This is a genomic window from Sulfitobacter sp. DSM 110093 (assembly GCF_022788715.1).
Taxonomy (GTDB): domain Bacteria; phylum Pseudomonadota; class Alphaproteobacteria; order Rhodobacterales; family Rhodobacteraceae; genus Sulfitobacter.
Genome location: NZ_CP085167.1, coordinates 2845773 through 2861367, shown reverse-complemented (window position 1 = coordinate 2861367; position 15595 = coordinate 2845773). Strand labels below are relative to the sequence as shown.

The window sequence follows — 15595 nt, the reverse complement described above, 5'->3', positions numbered from 1 at the left end:
GCGCCTGCGGCTTGTTTACGGGCCCGGGGTGGTAGTCCTGAACGGCTTTGCTATCAATACGCCAACCGCCCTCACAAACGGACCCCTCCCATGACCGACCACACCACCACCCACGCCGCTGACGAAGACGCCCGCAACCGCGACATCAAGATCTACGTCAACGGCGACATCGTCCACCGCGATGAAGCCAAGGTCTCGGTCTATGACGCGGGCTTCATGCTAGGCGACGGCATCTGGGAAGGCATGCGCCTCTATAACGGCACATGGGCGTTCTTCGATGAGCATATGGACCGCTTCTTTAATTCCTGCAAAGCAATCTCGCTCGACGTGGGCCTGGACAAAGACGGCATCGCCGAGGCGCTGCGCCGCACGGCAGAGGCGAACGACATGTACAGTGACGTGCACTGCCGCCTGATGCTGACCCGCGGGATCAAGGATAAACCGTTTCAGCACCCCTCGCTCAGCACCACCGGCCCGACGCTGGTGATCATCATGGAGCATTCCAAACCCGTGGATCGCCTGCAATCGGCCGGCATTCGTTTGGCGAGCGTCCCACAGGTGCGCGGCCTGCCACATAGCCAAGACCCCAAGCTTAACAGCCACTCAAAGCTGAACTGCATCATCGCCTGCCTTCAGGCCGAGGAAGCGGGCGCGGATGAGGCGCTGATGCTTGACCCGCATGGTTTTGTGAACACCACCAATGCCTGCAACTTCTTCATCGTGCGGCGGGGTGAGGTTTGGACCTCGACGGGCGACTACTGCATGAACGGCGTGACGCGGCAGAAGGTGATCGACCTGTGCCATGAAAACGGCATCCCGATGAAAGAAAAGAACTTCTCGCTCTATGAGGCTTATGGCGCGGATGAAGCCTTTCTCACCGGCACTTTCGGCGCACAGACCCCGGTGGCAGAGATTGACGGCAAGGCCATCGGCACCGGAGAGCGCCCCCTAACCAAGCGCATTCAGGCGCTTTATAAAGAACTGATCAAACAGCACACGGCCTGAGGGCCGCGAGGATGCCCGCCCCGCGAAGGGGCGGGCGGCATTTCAGGACACCATGCGTTTCAGCGCTGGAATGCGGCGCAGCAGCAGCCAATCCAGCAGACCCACGACCAGCAGGGTGATCCCCGCCATGGGAAAGGCCAGCGCCACGGCCAGCCCGACCACAACCGCGCCTTTCCACAGCGTCATGTTACGCGGCGCAGGCGGGGCCGAAAGCCAGCCTGCGGGATTTGCCGGGCGGCGTTTCCACCACATTACCACGCCAGATACGCAGAGAAAGATCACCGACAGACAAAACAGCGTATTGGCCAGAACGCTCGGCCAGCCCAGCGTGCCCATATGCAGCGCGATGCCCACGGCCATGGCCTTGCCCGCCAGCGAATAATCCGCATAGCGCACATCGGCGAGGATATTGCCCGTGTGCTGATCAATATGCACCGTGCGGTCGCTGGTGGGGTCGGTCGCATCGGTGTTCATCGTATCCCGGCTTAGGGTCCAGACACCCTCTTCGCCCTGCGGCAGGTTCATCTGATAGCGTGCGTCAAATCCGATCTGTCGCGCCAGCGCATCGATCGTGTCAAGCGTGGCAGGCGTGCCCTCGGCCAATCCGGCCACCCCGGCATCACTGCCGGAGGCGGGCATTGGCGTTTGCTCTAGCGCCCATGGCACTTCCTTGGGGCCGTGGTTCATCTTGGCATGGATGTCATCCGACAGCGGGGCATCCCACTTCTCAGCCGGAAATTGGCCCCATGCCTGCACCATTTTCTCCCCCCAGACTCCGGCCCACGACAGGCCCGAGATCAGGAAGAAGAACAGCACGATCGACACCCAAAGACCGATCGCCCCGTGCAGAGATTTCCACAAGGCACGACCACGGCCCAGACGGGGCAGCAGCGCCGCCCGCCAACTGGTGCCGCGCGGCCACCACAGGTAGAGCCCGGTCGCAATCAGCACCATGCCAAGCGAGGCCGCGATTTCGATCATGCGGTCGCCGGTGACGCCGAGCAGCAGGTTGGCGTGGATGTTGTCGGCCATGTCATACCAGCCACTGCGCCGCGGGAAACTGGCGAGGATTTCGGCGGTATAGGGATCGACGGCGACCATGGTTGCCACATCATTCGCATCCACCCGAAAGATCGCGGCCAAGTCATCGGCGCGTGGGGCGACATATTGGACGAGCGTGCCGCCCTCTATGCTGGCCTGTGCAGCGGCCGCCTGTTCCGAGACAGCAAGGGGCGCGTCTTGGGGCATCACAGAGATACGCTCCCCATCACGCCCGCCGACAAAAGCGATCCAAAGCATTACCAACCCGGTGAGGGCCAGCATTATGAAAAAAGGGATGACATAGAGCCCCGCGTAGAAATGCCAGCGCCAAGCGGCGCGGTAGAAACTGTTCGTGCGTTGCGTATTGTCGTTTTGCAGGGCCGCGGCGCCTGCGGGATCGATAGAAACCATTAAATTGGTCCTCTGACTGAATTAATTTGTAAGTTGGACGTCAGAGGGTCTTCGGCGGCGCCCGCGCGCGTTTGCTTGCGCTGGGGCGCGGTTTGGGCTGTCTGATCGCGGCCGGTGGTGGGGCAGGGGCCGGGTGAAAGTTGACGGTTCGAGGCTGCAATTCCAGCGCTGTACGAACCTCGGCAACGAGGTGCTGGTTCCAGTCGCAGGGCTTATGCTCAGGCGTGATCGGTTCGCCGTCGGGGCCGATGGTCACGGTTTTCACCCCGTAACCGGTGCACAAGACTATGGTCAGCCCGCCTTGCTGGCGTTCTGGCATGGTTCCCGGCGCAAGCGCCGAGAACGCCCCGAAAAACAGCACCAAAGCCCAGAGGCAGAGGTGCTGAAGGGGGCCGGTCAACGCCCTACGGCGCATTTTCGGTATGTTCAGGGTTTAGTTTTCGTGCTCGTGCGAGGAATGTTCCATATCACCGGCGTTATGACCCCGGCGGCTTTCGACGTTGAAGGTCACGTCCAGCGTCCCGGCCTTTTCAAAGGTCAGTGTGGCAGGAATTTTCTCACCTTCCTCGAAAGGGTCGCCATCTAGGCCCATGAACATGACGTGCAGCCCGCCGGGCTTAAGCGTGACGGTCTCACCCGCAGGCAGGTTGATCCCCTCGACATGCGACATGCGCGCCACGCCCATGTCATCGGTCGTTGTCTCATGGAGGGAAACTTCGTCGAAACCTTCAGCGCTTACTGCGAGCAGGCGGTCGGATTTATCGCCATTGTTGGTGATGGTGAGATACCCTCCGCCGACGCGGGCTGTCTTGGGTGTTTCAAAAGCCATGGGGTGATCAACGACGATACCGCCCGCGTTGTATTCATGTGCGGCGGCAGGCAGGGCGAGAAGGGCAGCCAAGGCTGCGATAATGATGGTTTTCATGTGTTGTTCCATTGTCTGATAAATTGCTTAACGGGCGATTAATCAGACAAAGGGCGGCCCGCGCACCGGGGGCGGCGCCCCGGCTGGACTGCGCGGCGCACCAAGCGCGCGAACCGCGCGGGGCGCGGCAATGCCCATCTTTTTAGCGGGAAGTAAGACATTGGCCAAAGTCGGCAGCATCAACGCGTTGACGATCCGACAGGCTTCGCAGTCCAGCGCTGCATGGCCTTGGCCGTCCAACGGCCCATCGCAAAGGTCGCTTAGCGTGCCGCCCGCTTGGATAAAGGCAACAAAGGCCGGGTCTTGCTGAGTTTGCGCGGTGGAACGATGCGCAAATGGCAGGCTGGCGAAGGCCAAAACCAGCAAAAGGGTCAGGGTGACCCGAAGCGAAGATATGCGCGAAGCGGCGGTCATAGGGCGTGATAACGCGAAGGGCTGCGCAAGGCTATAGCACGGAGCAATCTGCGACGTGTTGTCGTAGGGCGGGGTGCTGCGCTGTGGGTCTTGGGGAAGCAGTATTGGTTTGGTTGGGCATCGGAATGATATGGTCGACAGTGCCGGTTCAACGCGAAGCGGGCCCCATCAAACTGCCACCACCACTTTATCACAGATATGGTGGACGCTGGCGGTGGTGCCGTAGACCTCCAAAAGCATCGCTTCGGTCACGACTTCGACCGCTGGGCCTTGATGGGTAATTCGCCCGTCTTTCATCGCGACGATCTGATCAGCATAGGCGGCGGCATAGTTGATGTCGTGAAGCACGATGACGATGGTCCGTCCATGATTGCGCGCGAGGTCTTGCAATGTGCACATGAGGCTGCGCGAGGCGGCGATATCGAGATTGTTCAATGGCTCATCCAGCAGGATGTAGTCGGTCTCCTGCGCGAAAGTCATGGCCACCTGCGCGCGCTGCCGTTGCCCGCCTGACAGAGTATCAAGCCGCCGCTCTGCAAGGGGCAGCAGATCAAAGGTCGCTAGCGCGGCTTCTACCTTTTCATCGTCTTCAGCTGTGGGGCGGCCCTTGTGATAAGGATAGCGGCCAAATCCCACCAATTCGCGCACCGTCAGCAGCGGCGCGGCATCGCTGGTCTGCGGCAAGATAGCGAGCCGCCGAGCTAGTACATCATTCGCGCAGACGCCAATTTGCAGATCGTCGACCATGATCTGCCCCTGCTGCAAAGGGATCAGCCGCGCGATCAACGATAGTAGTGTGGATTTCCCAGCTCCGTTTGGCCCAATAAGCGCGGTCACACCGCCCGATTGCAGCGTCAGGTCAATCTCGCGCAGGGTCGGTTTGCCGTCTCGGTCGTGGTTCAGGTCACGGATGGCGATCATCTGGGTTTTCTCCGCAACAGGAGGGTTAGGAAAACAAGGCCGCCAAGCACATCAACGATTACGATCAGCGGCATTGTGGATTGTAGGGCGCGTTCCAACACCATTTGCCCACCGACCAGAGTGATCGCCGAGATCAAGCCCGCAGAGGGCAGCAAGATACGATGCGACATCACCGGTGTAATCTGCCGGGCAACGCTTACCACCAGCAAGCCAAGGAACGCCATTGGACCAACAAGGGCCGTCGAAACTGAGACGAGGATCGACACAAGGACCAGTACCTGAAACATGCCGCTCTTTGGAGCCTCGCCAAGGTTGATGGCGCTTTCATCGCCCAACGACAGCACGTCAAGCCGGTGCCGCATGCGCCAAGCCGCGAATAGCGCAGCGCCGGTCAGCGCGGCAGCGAGGGTCAAAAGCTCGGCGTCGACCCTGCCGAACCGCGCAAAGGAATTCGCCTGAACGACCATGAACTCATTGGGATCAATGATGCGTTGCAAGAAACTGGTGACTGAACGAAACAACCCCGCAAAGATGATGCCGGTCAGGATCATGCGGAAAAGGTCATGTCCGCCACGGCGTAAAAGCGTGCCAAAAAGCGCCAGCGCCGCTCCCATCAATAGTAATGTATTCACGATGAACTGTGTGATCTCGGGGAGCTGCGTGAAGCTTTGACCGCCAAGAACAAAGATCAGCATTGTAAGGGTCAGTAGATAGAGCGCGTCAAACCCCATGACCGAAGGCGTCAGGATGTGGTTGCGGGTGATCGTCTGGAACAGCACGGTGGCCGTCGACACTGAGATGGCGACCAGCAGCAAGGCGATCAATTTGTTGGCGCGAAACGATAGCACAAAACCCCAATTGCCCCGCGCGCCCAGCCCGAGGTAAAGCGCGATGCAAAGGCAAAGCACCGCCAGAAGCCACCACAGACGCTTAGGATACATGGCGTTTGGGCCCGTGCAGCAGCCACAAGAACAGCAAGGCGCCGACCACGCCAAAGACTGTGCCAACCGGAATTTCATAAGGGTAGCGGATCAGACGACCAAGAATGTCACAGAGTAGAACGAGCGCGGCACCGGTCATTGCAGTCAGCGGCAAGCTGCGGCGCAGATTGTCCCCGGCCAGCCGCGCGATGATGTTGGGCACCACAAGCCCGACAAAGGGGATCAGTCCCACCGTGACCACCGTCAACGCGGTGACGATAGAAATGGCCAACAGCCCCAGCACCATCGTCTGGCTATAGTTCAGGCCAAGGTTGATGCTGGCGGTGCGCCCCATGCCAATGATCGCAAATTGATCCGCGGCGAGATAGGCGAGCGCCGCCACCAGCGCCACCAGCCAAAGCAGTTCATATCGGCCCTGCAAAACGCCGGAGAATTCTCCATTCATCCAGATTTCGACATATTGCAGCAGGTCCGCTTGATAAGCGATGACAGTGACCGCCGCGCCAAGGATGCCACCGTAGATCAGCCCGACAAGCGCCACCAGCAAGGGCTGTGTTGGCGGCAGGCGTTGTACAATCGCCAGAAACCCAGCGCTCGCCGCAAGGGCGGTTAGCGAGGCGAGGACCATCTTTACAAGGAGAGACGCACCCGGTGCGAACAGCGTGACCAACAGGATGCCAAGGGCCGCGCCCTGACCTGTTCCGGCGGTCATCGGTTCTACGAAACGGTTGCGCACCAGCATTTGCATGATCGCACCGCTGACCGCCAATGCACCGCCTGAAATGATGACGGCGATGGTCCTTGGTGCCCGGCTGACCACAAGCAGTTCCAATGCGCCCGGATCGCTCCAGAGCGCTGGCCACGACAGGTCAATCACCCCGACAAAAAGCGAGGCGATCGACAAGATCACAAGAAGGCATGCAAGGGCCAGCGCCACGGGGTTTACTGGTCTGCCAAGGCGGCGTTGATTTCATCCAGCGTGAGGTTCATCGACTGAATGCCGCCACCCGCGATGTAGATTGGTGCTGCACTCAAATGCACAACTTGGCCGGATTTCCATGCGGAGGTCTCATGCACCAAAGCATTGTCCAGCGTCGCGTGCGCACCTTCGCTTTCTTGACCGATGGCGGCCATACGGTCGATCACCAGCAGGATGTCGGGGTTGGCCTCGCGGATAAATTCAAAGCTGATCGCCTCGCCATGGTCGGTCATTTGGACGTCTTCCACGGCCTCGGGCAGGCCAAGGGCCTCATGCAGCCAACCAAAACGCCCGCCCGTGCCGTATGCACTGATCTTGGGGCCATTCGTCATCACGATCAGAGCGGTGCCTTTGCCCGCCAGCGCCTTTTTGGTCTCGGACAATTTGGTTTGAAAATCAGCGGCGAGGGCTGCGGCCTGTTCTTCTTTGTCAAAGATTTCGCCATAGGCGGCAAGCCGGGCAAGCCCTTCGCCAATGGTGTCTTCCCAGATGGTCATATCGAGTGTCGGCGCGATGCGGGCAAGCTCGGGCACCTGTTCAGAGCTGCGGCCACCGGCGATGATCAGGTCGGGGTTCAACGCGAAAAGCGTCTCGAAGTCCGGCTCGAAAAGGGAACCGACAACATCGGTGCCAGCGGCGGCGTCTTCAAGATAAGGCAGGTAGATAGGGCGCACCATTCCTTGCGGTTTCACGCCAAGCGCAGTGAGGCTGTCAAACGCGGCCAGGTCAAATACCGCGACAGTTTCGGGAAAGTGGGGCGCGTCCACAGGGCCACGGGCGGTCTCAACCGATATTGTTTCTGCAAAGGCGGGCGGGGCAAGCAAAAGGGCCATTAGGGCTAGGGGTTTGATCATAGCGGTAGGGCTTTCGTAAGACAGAGAAGGGAGGCGGGCTGGTGTTTACCATCCCAATGGCACGGCGTAGGACTTGTAGACAACTTGAATCTGGAGAGCGCGCTATGCCGACGACAACAGGATTTTACGCAACCGAAAGCGGCTCGAAATACTTGCAGCAGCTGTGCAAGCATTTTGGTCATAAGGTTGAGACATCCTTTGATCCGCATAAGGGCTGGGTGGCGTTTGAGATGGGCACCGTGCATATGAGCGCCACCGATGACGGTCTCACCGTTACCGCGACGGTAGAAGACGCGAAAGCGGTGCAAGTGGTGCATGATGTCATTGACCGTCACTTGGAGAAATTTGCCTTTCGCGAACCAGAAAAAACTATGGTTTGGACGGTCGAATAGGTCGACTTTAATAGCAATACCCGGCGCCAATTGTGGCACCGGGAGCGGATCAAAGCGTCGTTTGACCAAAGATTAAGAGTGGATCAAAAGACGATCTCGGCGCTGACTCGGATGGAACGGCCCGGTTCGGTCAGCGGCTCCACTTCGCCTACGAACTCTTGCCCATAGGTGGCGCGGCTGGTGTATTGCTCATCAAAGAGGTTGTTCACCTCGGCCCGCAGGGTCAGATTGTCCATACGCTTGGGTGTGTATTCGGCAAAGACATTGGCGATCGTATAGCCATCAAGCTCTGCTCCACGTCCACCCGTATCTGAATCGTAGGTATCGTCAAAGTCGAAGGCAACTTGGACATCGCCGCCCAAAAGAACGCCGTTGTTAAGACGGTGCGCCACTTGGAAGGTCAGGAAATCCCCCATCGGCATCGTCAGGTAGTTGCCGACATAGGAGTCCGAAGAACGGCCGTTGATTTCGGTATCGATGCGGGCGAAACCAGCGCGGAAGAAGCCATCCTCCCATGCGGTGCCGAGGCCAAGCTCAAAGCCGCGGGATTGCACGTCTGCCGACAAAGCGGGACCACCGCCCCAGCTGGCAGCGCGGGCGTTATCGATGTTGGTGGCAAAGATCTTACCGTCAACGATCCACGCTCCCAAAGCGTAGTTAGCCGCGATGTAAAGGTTGTCGGCGGTGACTTCTTCGATGTCGGATGTAGAGTAGTCCCAAGCAGGGTTGAGAATGTAGTTCTCTGCCAGTTCCAGACCGCCCCAAACATGGGAGTAGCCCGCGCTGACGGTCAGCTCGTTCGAGATATCGTATTCGCCCGAGATATTGCCTGACAGACCGGATTCAGACTGCGAAGAACCATCGGTGCCTTCGAAATCCTGAAAATCAGCCCGCGCCCCGAAAGAAAGCCGCGCATTGCTGCTGGGCTCCATCCGCGCTTGGGCAAAAAAGCCGATGTTGTTTAGTTTTTCACGAGCCGTCTCACGCGCGCCGGACGCAATGGCGAGATAGTCCAGATCGGCTTCGTCAGAGTAGAAATCCAAACCTGTGTTCAGTTCACCCCAGCTAAGTTCAAAGCGGTTCGAGAGTTCGCCGTTCAGGCTTACGGTCTCACCTTGGGTGACCGAATTGGTTGACAGGTCCGTCTCGTCATTGACCAATTCCGTGCCGCTATAGGCCAGCCGCGCGGTGGGGTTCCACATGGCCGTTGGCGTGGTGTCGCTATAGCTCAAGACGATGTTGGTCCGCTCAAGATCATAGGGACGCTCTGCCGGGAGGGGGCGGCCACCAAAGATGGTGCCGATATTGGCGCGATAGGGGCGTATTTCATCGTCGACCACATGTTCGTAGGATAATTCGACCCGGTCGCCAGTTTGGGATTCGTAGGCCAGTTTCCCAAGCCCGCTAAGAAGGTCGGTACCAGAGCCGATGATATCATCGCCGTTGCCATCTTCACGCAGGCCGCCATCGGCGACCTTTGCAAAGCCAAGGTATTCAAACCCGCCTTCGCGGCCGTACAGCGTTAGACTGTTCGAGAAGATGTCGCCATTGCTGTCGTATTCAAACTTGTAGCGCCCACCGAACGTCTCGTCCGCAGCCAACAGATCGCTGGCGTCTTTTGTTTCATAGGCCAGCGCGCCGCCCAAAGCACCGGGTCCGGCATCTGCGGGGGCCACACCGGGATCGACACGGGCGGCTTTCAACAGGGCGGGGTCGATCAGCGTGGTTGTGTTGTGGTGGAAAACCTTGTTGTTCTGCCGCGCCCCGTCGATAGAGATAGCGAGGTTGTTCTCTTCAATGCCGTTCACATAGACCTTCTGCGACATCGGAATGGAGCTGCCCACAGCAATGGTCGGCTCAGCCACAAAAAGCTCTGACAGGTCGGCAGGGTTGCTCAGCGCCAAGCCCTCGCTTGAGACAGAAATGGCGTCTTCTTCCATCCCCGGTACAGATGGCATTTCCAGAACGATAGTTCCCAAGAATGCTTCTTCACTATTGCTCTGCGCCTGACCTGCGGCGGGTATCATCCCCGCGGCGAGGCAAGCAAATGCGTGTGTCGTCTTCATTAGTTTCCCCTTAATAAAATGGCTCTCAACCCGCCAATCGACCAGCTGAATATGCTATTGGGGGGATTCCTTATAGAAACTGTCAGAAATCTCAAGAGGGATAGTCAGGTCAACAAACTGTTTAGATATTCTGGCAAAAACTGTGCCTTTACAGGCATAGTCCGGGGGCGAGTTCTGTGGGCTGACGGCAGGTCACAGTGGGCTGGGTTGGGGGTATCAAGAGCGGTGTAGCGATTGAACAGCGCGACGCGGGCCGGGATCAATGTTACAGCAACAGACTTTTCACGAACCCGATCGTACGCCGAACTGGCATTCCGAACAGCATCTTCAGGATCAGACAGATCTAGATCGTAGTATTGCCGAATTGGCGCTGGCGATCCCACCTACCTGTCGGCGGTAGCGTACAGATCGTCTGGATCCGCCAATTGATCCCAGCATGGATTTGCGCGGCGACGCCCGAAAGGGACTATCTGATTTTTATGGATGTGTTGGCTGGGATGGTAGGATACCCCAGTCAGTTGATCCAGTTCATCGGCTTACGTCACGGGGGTAAGAATGTGGGGCACTTTTGGGGGCATTTTGGTGCCTGAAGGGGGTAGGATATCCATCTCGGTAGGTGGCCCTTTTTCGGGGGCTACAAGGACAGACAGGCAATATCTTGGTCCTACTGGTGGGAGCCCAGCGCCTTCGGAAGGAGGAGCAAGTCGTAAAAGCAAAAAAATAGGGAGGGAGAGCCCCCGACCGAACACCCCTAAGGATGCCCGGACGGGGGAGTGGTTAGTTGGTGGAGAAGCGGGGATATTCTGTGTAGCCTAGGTCGCTGGGAGGCGGGAGCAGAAAGTCTACAGTCCACTCGCGGCCCGAGAAGCGGACAGTCCCCTCAGCCGTGGCTAGTCGCGGCAGGTCGCTTGCCTTAATACCTGTCTCGGCCTCGAAGGTAGGGAGCTCTTCCACGTTAACGAACCAAGCGCCGGTGCCGTCGATAGCAAGGATTTCGTAGCCGTGGCGGTGTTCGTTCAATTCATGCATAGTGGTCATGGTGTATTCCTTTTAATTTTTTGTAATTATTAGCTTTAACGCACCCTAACCCTAACCCATTGATAATAATGAAGCATCGGGTCAGGGGCTGAAGAGGTCATTAGCGCTAGACTCGTTCCCTACCGAACGAGCTTGAAAGCTGTCAGGATCGGGACGGATATCATATTAAGTGCCCGTGAAGCGGTGGTTAAGCTGCTTTCGAGGCGGGAGCTCCACAGGCCGAATGCGGCTGAGCGAGCCGTATCACCGTCTGGGACCGCTCACAGTAGCCCTGCATCTCATAGAAGACGACCCGTTTCCGAGCTCGTGAAGCCCAGCGCTCGCCTGATATGGGCGAACCGTTTGGTGACGTCGTTCACCGTCAGGTCGGGGAACAAGGGCCCTGAGGCGGGAAGTTCTGAAAGAACGGTGTCCAAAACAGAGTGTACCGGGACCATCCTTTCCGCTGCATCAGTCTTAAGCTGCCGAAGTCGGTTCGGGCGGACATGAAAAAAGTGCCCGAGGTTGCCCTTGGTCACCAGGTCTTCCCTCAGCAACCCTGCCGCCTCTCCAGACCTCATGCCGGACAACAAGCACATGAGAAGCACCTTTCCGATTGCAGGATCGTTGAGGCCGAGCAGTTGCTTAGCTTCCTTGTCGGTGGGGACTGCGTAGGGGTGGTGGCGTATCTTGGCGTCGAAGCGAACTGAGGTGAAGGGGTTGGCCTCCAACTCACCCTCATAGACACACCAGCCGAGCCAGTGGTTTACTTGAGACCAGATGCGCCGCTGTGTCCGTCCAGTTATCCGGGTCGTGCCAGACTTAGACCAGTCTACCGCTGCTAGCAAAGACAACTCCCTTGTTCGCTCTGACTTGCCAAGGTTGGGGCTGAGCTGTGCTATCAGGGAAAGGAAACCCCGGCCTTCTTCACGGGTGAGTTCGACCAGTTTCTGCGTCCCATACATCGATCGGAATAGCTCCACCGAATACCGGACGCTCTTAAACCCACTGGGCCTTAGTTCGTTTTGGCGCAGCACCAAATACTGTTGAGCAGCCTGCCCGACTGTCAGACGTGACCGCGCCTTAACCTGATACCGAACCGGTTCAGAGTGCTGTAGGGAGGCCCGAAGACGAGCAAGGGCGACCTCGGATGGGGTGGACCAATCACCGGCGTTACGTGAGGCTGGTTTTGGCAGAGACTGGGCCCCTGAGAGGACCTGCTCCACTGTACTCTCATAGCGGGTGTTAACCTCCGCAGCCCTTTGACGGGCTACCTTGGCATCACTGGTCTTAAGGGATTGCTTCAATGCTTGTTGGCCAAGAAGGTCAGCGACTTCCTTGGGGTAGTTACGACGATAAAGCCACGTCTGACCTTTCAGGTAGGCATAGCGAATTGTAGCAGAAGACATAGGTCCTCTCCTTTCATGGGGTTTTAATGGTTTTGAGGTTTGGGTTGTTTTAGTCGACGACCCGGAGGATCAGGTCGAATTCTGGCTCGCCGTATTCGCCAGCCAGTGGCCCGTTAAGGGAATACCCCCCGACGCAGTCCTCGTAGACCTCATCGATCAGGAACATATGTTCGGGAATGTCGTCGAAGGCCTGAATTACAACACGAACGCCGGGCCCCAGCTTTTGTTGGTCGATAAGTTCTCTATCCATGGCACTACCTCCTCCGAACAAAGAAGTCGGGAAGCAGTGCGCCCAGTGTAAAGCTAACGGGCAAAGGGAGCGTGATTGGCTGGAGCCAACTCGGCAAACATGCCAAGATCAGGAAGGCCCCCGCCACGGCCTGCGGAACAGCAAGGCTGAGGTCGAATTTTCTCCTAAGTGCCCAGGATAAGGTCAGCCGGAAGCCGACCCCAACTGCGATAAGCAGCGTGAAGGTGGTAAACATCTATACATCTCCATTGAGGTTTCTTTAATATAGATGCTTGGATTCACTCAGTTTTAGAGCTCATTTAGCTCCTCTTGGCTCAATGAGATTGCCATGGGAGAACAGCTGATGAACCTTATACCTTTCTTTTACCTTGACGATCATCTTATACTTCTTTTATACTATCGACGCAAGCTTACACAGTAGAGATCTATTATGCAGAATAAAGAAGTAGAAAAGTTAGCTCGGCAGGCCGCGATCCGGCTGATGCAAGATAAAGGATATAAGGTCCGCGATGTATCGTCAGGAACTGGCGTGCCTAAAAATTCCCGGTTGGAGATAACCGACAATGACGGTACCCACTCATGTATAATGAAGTACACGTCGTCGGGTCGCATTCATTTTGTCCGCGAGGGGGCTGGCTTCAAGGTTCTCGGAGACACGGACTTCGTCTTAATTGTTCATGCACCTTCTGAGGTAGCTAAACATGTGGTGGTACAGCTGTTTCATAGCGATACCGTCGAGAAAGCATTCAATGCTGCTGCTATGGCGCTAGATGAAGAGCAGCAAGGCCATGTTCCGATCTGGTTGAGCCCTGAATTGGAGGAGGGTGTTCGCTTCTCAGGGTCCGGCTTTAAAGATCGGGCTATTTGGGTAGAGCAAGTGTCACTCATTCATTCGCCTGAAACGGTAGAGGTCAATGAGTCAGCGGTGACCGTAGTTGAAGCTGAAACCGGCATAATGGAGCGGGTAAAAAGCATGCTCGCTACACATATGGGGGTTGAAGCCGACCAACTTGAGGTTGATGTAAGGATTAAAGTCTGATCCGCATTGAAGAACCTATAATCTACCTCCTCTCAATCTCGCTCGGGAGTGTCATGAACTTTGTGTATTTGGTCTGGCCCATGCGGGTTTTAGATACAGTCACGCATTGAAGCGATCCTCGAACATTATGGCGAAATGATTGCGGGCCGCAAACCATTCTCGAACATTCCGGCCGCCTTTCTCAAAGTTGCGGATCGCCAAGTAGATCAGTTTCGTGGCTGCGTCTTCGGTCGGGAACGATCCTCGCGTCTTGACCGATTTTCGGATTACCCGATTCAAGCTTTCAATTGCGTTGGTGGTGTAGATGATTTTCCGGATGGCGGGATCAAAGGCAAAGAACGGTATTACCTCTTGCCAAGCCCTGCGCCAGGCGGGGGCGATAGAGGCATATTTCCCGGCCCATTTTTCTTCAAAGGCATCCAGCTCCGCAGCGGCTTGCTCGGCTGTAGGGGCACTGTAAATCCGCCGCAGATCAGCGGCCACCTCCTTGCGATCTTTCCAGGCACAGAAATTCAACGAGTGGCGCACGAGATGGACAATGCACGTTTGCACGACCGTATCCGGAAAGGCTGCGGTAATGGCATCAGGGAAGCCCTTGAGGCCGTCCACGACCGCAATCAGGATGTCTTGAAGCCCACGGTTCTTCAGCTCTGTCATCACCGAGAGCCAGAATTTGGCGCCCTCGTTGTCAGCGATCCAAAGACCAAGAACCTCGCGCACGCCATCCCTGCTGACACCAAGGGCCACGTAGACGGCTTTGTTCTTGACCATGCGGCTATCGGCGTCGCGGATCTTGACCCGTAGAGCGTCAAAAATGACGATGGGATACATCCGGTCCAGCGCCCGGGATTGCCACTCTCGAACCTCATCCAACACCGCGTCGGTCACGCGGCTGATCAAGTCTGGCGAGACTTGCAGGCCATAGACGTCCTCAAGATGAGCACGGATGTCGCGGACCGTCAGACCAGCGGCGTAAAGCCCGATAATCTTGTCATCCATCCCATCAATGCGGGTCTGTCCCTTCTTCACCAGTTCAGGCTCGAAGCTGCCGTCCCGGTCCCGCGGCACAGCGATAGGCAGTTCGCCGTCTTGCCCCTTCAATTTCTTAGCAGATGAGCCGTTGCGACGGTTGGCCTGATCAGGCGGGGCATCTTTTCCGTCTTCATAGCCCAGATGTGCAGTCAGCTCAGCCCCGAGCATCCGTTCCATCAGCTTGATCTTGAGCTCTTTCATTAGCCCGGCATCGCCAAGCAGATCTTCAGGCCGCTCGCAGCCCTTCAGCAGCTCGTCCAACAGTTCCTTGGAAATAGTCATAGTCCTTGCTCCTCTCAGGAAGCATGGACCAGATCGCAGTTACACAGAAGACCGGACACTCTCTCTCGCTCCCCCCCCCCTACGTCCCATCCCATTACTTATACCTATTCTCAGGTAAGTATCTCCAGTCGGACTGGGATCGCTCTACAGACCCTTAAGAAGCATGCCTCCACTGGTGAGCCCCTAAAGCTGGGTGGTTACTCCGGTTTGTGGACCGTGGGTGCGTGTACGTCGTAGCACCAACTAACCACTCCCCCGTCCGGGCATCCTTAGGGGTGTTCGGTCGGGGGCTCTCCCTCCCTATTTTTTTGCTTTTACGACTTGCTCCTCCTTCCGAAGGCGCTGGGCTCCCACCAGTAGGACCAAGATATTGCCTGTCTGTCCTTGTAGCCCCCTAAAAAGGCTCTAGTCTGCTCACCCCTAGGGATGGTCCATGCGGGGGCATTATCAGGGGCATTTTTGACCCTAGGCAGGCCCTGAGGCCTAAGCTTAGCAATGACGGGGTGTGTTGGCTGGGATGGTAGGATTCGAACCTACGGTACACTGTACCAAAAACAGTTGCCTTACCACTTGGCTACATCCCAACACAGGGCGCTAATTAGAGTTCTCTGGCGCGG

16 protein-coding genes and 1 tRNA gene are annotated in these 15595 nt (G+C 57.3%); 3 read left to right on the top strand and 14 right to left on the bottom strand.

What is annotated here, in order from left to right; genetic code table 11:
* The first annotated feature begins 90 nt into the window (after positions 1-90).
* Positions 91-1005, top strand: a complete 915-nt coding sequence (locus DSM110093_RS13960; protein ID WP_243265657.1) for a D-amino acid aminotransferase — start codon at positions 91-93, stop codon at positions 1003-1005.
* A gap of 42 nt (positions 1006-1047) precedes the next feature.
* On the opposite strand, the gene DSM110093_RS13955 is transcribed toward DSM110093_RS13960, so the two are convergent.
* The 8 genes from DSM110093_RS13955 to DSM110093_RS13920 form a co-directional block, all read right to left on the bottom strand.
* Positions 1048-2457 (bottom strand): PepSY domain-containing protein, encoded by a 1410-nt coding sequence (locus DSM110093_RS13955; protein ID WP_243265656.1) that lies wholly within the window; start codon positions 2455-2457, stop codon positions 1048-1050.
* Between the two features lie 40 nt (positions 2458-2497).
* Complete coding sequence (locus DSM110093_RS13950) at positions 2498-2872, bottom strand: hypothetical protein (protein WP_243265655.1); 375 nt, start codon at positions 2870-2872, stop codon at positions 2498-2500.
* An 18-nt stretch (positions 2873-2890) separates the two neighbouring features.
* On the bottom strand, positions 2891-3382 hold the full coding sequence (locus DSM110093_RS13945) for a copper chaperone PCu(A)C (RefSeq protein ID WP_243265654.1): 492 nt from the start codon (positions 3380-3382) through the stop codon (positions 2891-2893).
* Positions 3383-3424: 42 nt separating this feature from the next.
* Entirely contained in the window at positions 3425-3796 is a 372-nt protein-coding gene (locus DSM110093_RS13940) for a hypothetical protein (RefSeq protein WP_243265653.1), read from the bottom strand.
* Positions 3797-3964: 168 nt separating this feature from the next.
* Positions 3965-4717 (bottom strand): ATP-binding cassette domain-containing protein, encoded by a 753-nt coding sequence (locus DSM110093_RS13935; protein ID WP_243265652.1) that lies wholly within the window; start codon positions 4715-4717, stop codon positions 3965-3967.
* On the bottom strand, positions 4714-5658 hold the full coding sequence (locus DSM110093_RS13930) for an iron chelate uptake ABC transporter family permease subunit (RefSeq protein ID WP_243265651.1): 945 nt from the start codon (positions 5656-5658) through the stop codon (positions 4714-4716). Before DSM110093_RS13930 ends, DSM110093_RS13935 begins: the two co-directional genes overlap by 4 nt.
* Complete coding sequence (locus DSM110093_RS13925; RefSeq protein WP_243265650.1) at positions 5648-6595, bottom strand: iron chelate uptake ABC transporter family permease subunit; 948 nt, start codon at positions 6593-6595, stop codon at positions 5648-5650. The genes DSM110093_RS13930 and DSM110093_RS13925 overlap by 11 nt, the downstream gene beginning before the upstream one ends.
* 5 nt (positions 6596-6600) lie before the next feature.
* Positions 6601-7491 carry a siderophore ABC transporter substrate-binding protein gene (locus DSM110093_RS13920; protein ID WP_243265649.1) on the bottom strand — a complete coding sequence of 297 codons (891 nt, stop codon included), beginning with the start codon at positions 7489-7491 and terminating at the stop codon, positions 6601-6603.
* Positions 7492-7595: 104 nt separating this feature from the next.
* Here DSM110093_RS13920 and DSM110093_RS13915 point away from each other — a divergent pair, with 104 nt between their 5' ends.
* Complete coding sequence (locus DSM110093_RS13915) at positions 7596-7883, top strand: DUF2218 domain-containing protein (RefSeq protein ID WP_243265648.1); 288 nt, start codon at positions 7596-7598, stop codon at positions 7881-7883.
* A gap of 83 nt (positions 7884-7966) precedes the next feature.
* On the opposite strand, the gene DSM110093_RS13910 is transcribed toward DSM110093_RS13915, so the two are convergent.
* The 4 genes from DSM110093_RS13910 to DSM110093_RS13895 all read right to left on the bottom strand — a co-directional run bounded on the left by DSM110093_RS13910 (position 7967) and on the right by DSM110093_RS13895 (position 12625).
* On the bottom strand, positions 7967-9949 hold the full coding sequence (locus DSM110093_RS13910; RefSeq protein WP_243265647.1) for a TonB-dependent receptor: 1983 nt from the start codon (positions 9947-9949) through the stop codon (positions 7967-7969).
* A 777-nt stretch (positions 9950-10726) separates the two neighbouring features.
* Positions 10727-10987 carry a hypothetical protein gene (locus DSM110093_RS13905; RefSeq protein ID WP_243265646.1) on the bottom strand — a complete coding sequence of 87 codons (261 nt, stop codon included), beginning with the start codon at positions 10985-10987 and terminating at the stop codon, positions 10727-10729.
* 278 nt (positions 10988-11265) lie between these two features.
* Complete coding sequence (locus DSM110093_RS13900; RefSeq protein ID WP_243265645.1) at positions 11266-12375, bottom strand: DUF6538 domain-containing protein; 1110 nt, start codon at positions 12373-12375, stop codon at positions 11266-11268.
* Between the two features lie 49 nt (positions 12376-12424).
* Positions 12425-12625: a hypothetical protein gene (locus tag DSM110093_RS13895; RefSeq protein ID WP_243265644.1), complete on the bottom strand. Its 201-nt coding sequence runs from the start codon at positions 12623-12625 to the stop codon at positions 12425-12427.
* Between the two features lie 430 nt (positions 12626-13055).
* Between DSM110093_RS13895 and DSM110093_RS13890 the strand changes: the two genes are divergently transcribed.
* Positions 13056-13664: a hypothetical protein gene (locus tag DSM110093_RS13890; protein WP_243265643.1), complete on the top strand. Its 609-nt coding sequence runs from the start codon at positions 13056-13058 to the stop codon at positions 13662-13664.
* Positions 13665-13763: 99 nt separating this feature from the next.
* Here the strand turns inward: DSM110093_RS13890 and DSM110093_RS13885 are convergent, their stop codons facing one another.
* The gene (locus tag DSM110093_RS13885; protein WP_243265642.1) at positions 13764-14978 is read right to left on the bottom strand and encodes an IS256 family transposase; all 1215 of its coding nucleotides are present in this window, start codon (positions 14976-14978) and stop codon (positions 13764-13766) included.
* Positions 14979-15487: 509 nt separating this feature from the next.
* Positions 15488-15562 (bottom strand) — tRNA-Gln (locus tag DSM110093_RS13880).
* Positions 15563-15595: the final 33 nt, after the last annotated feature.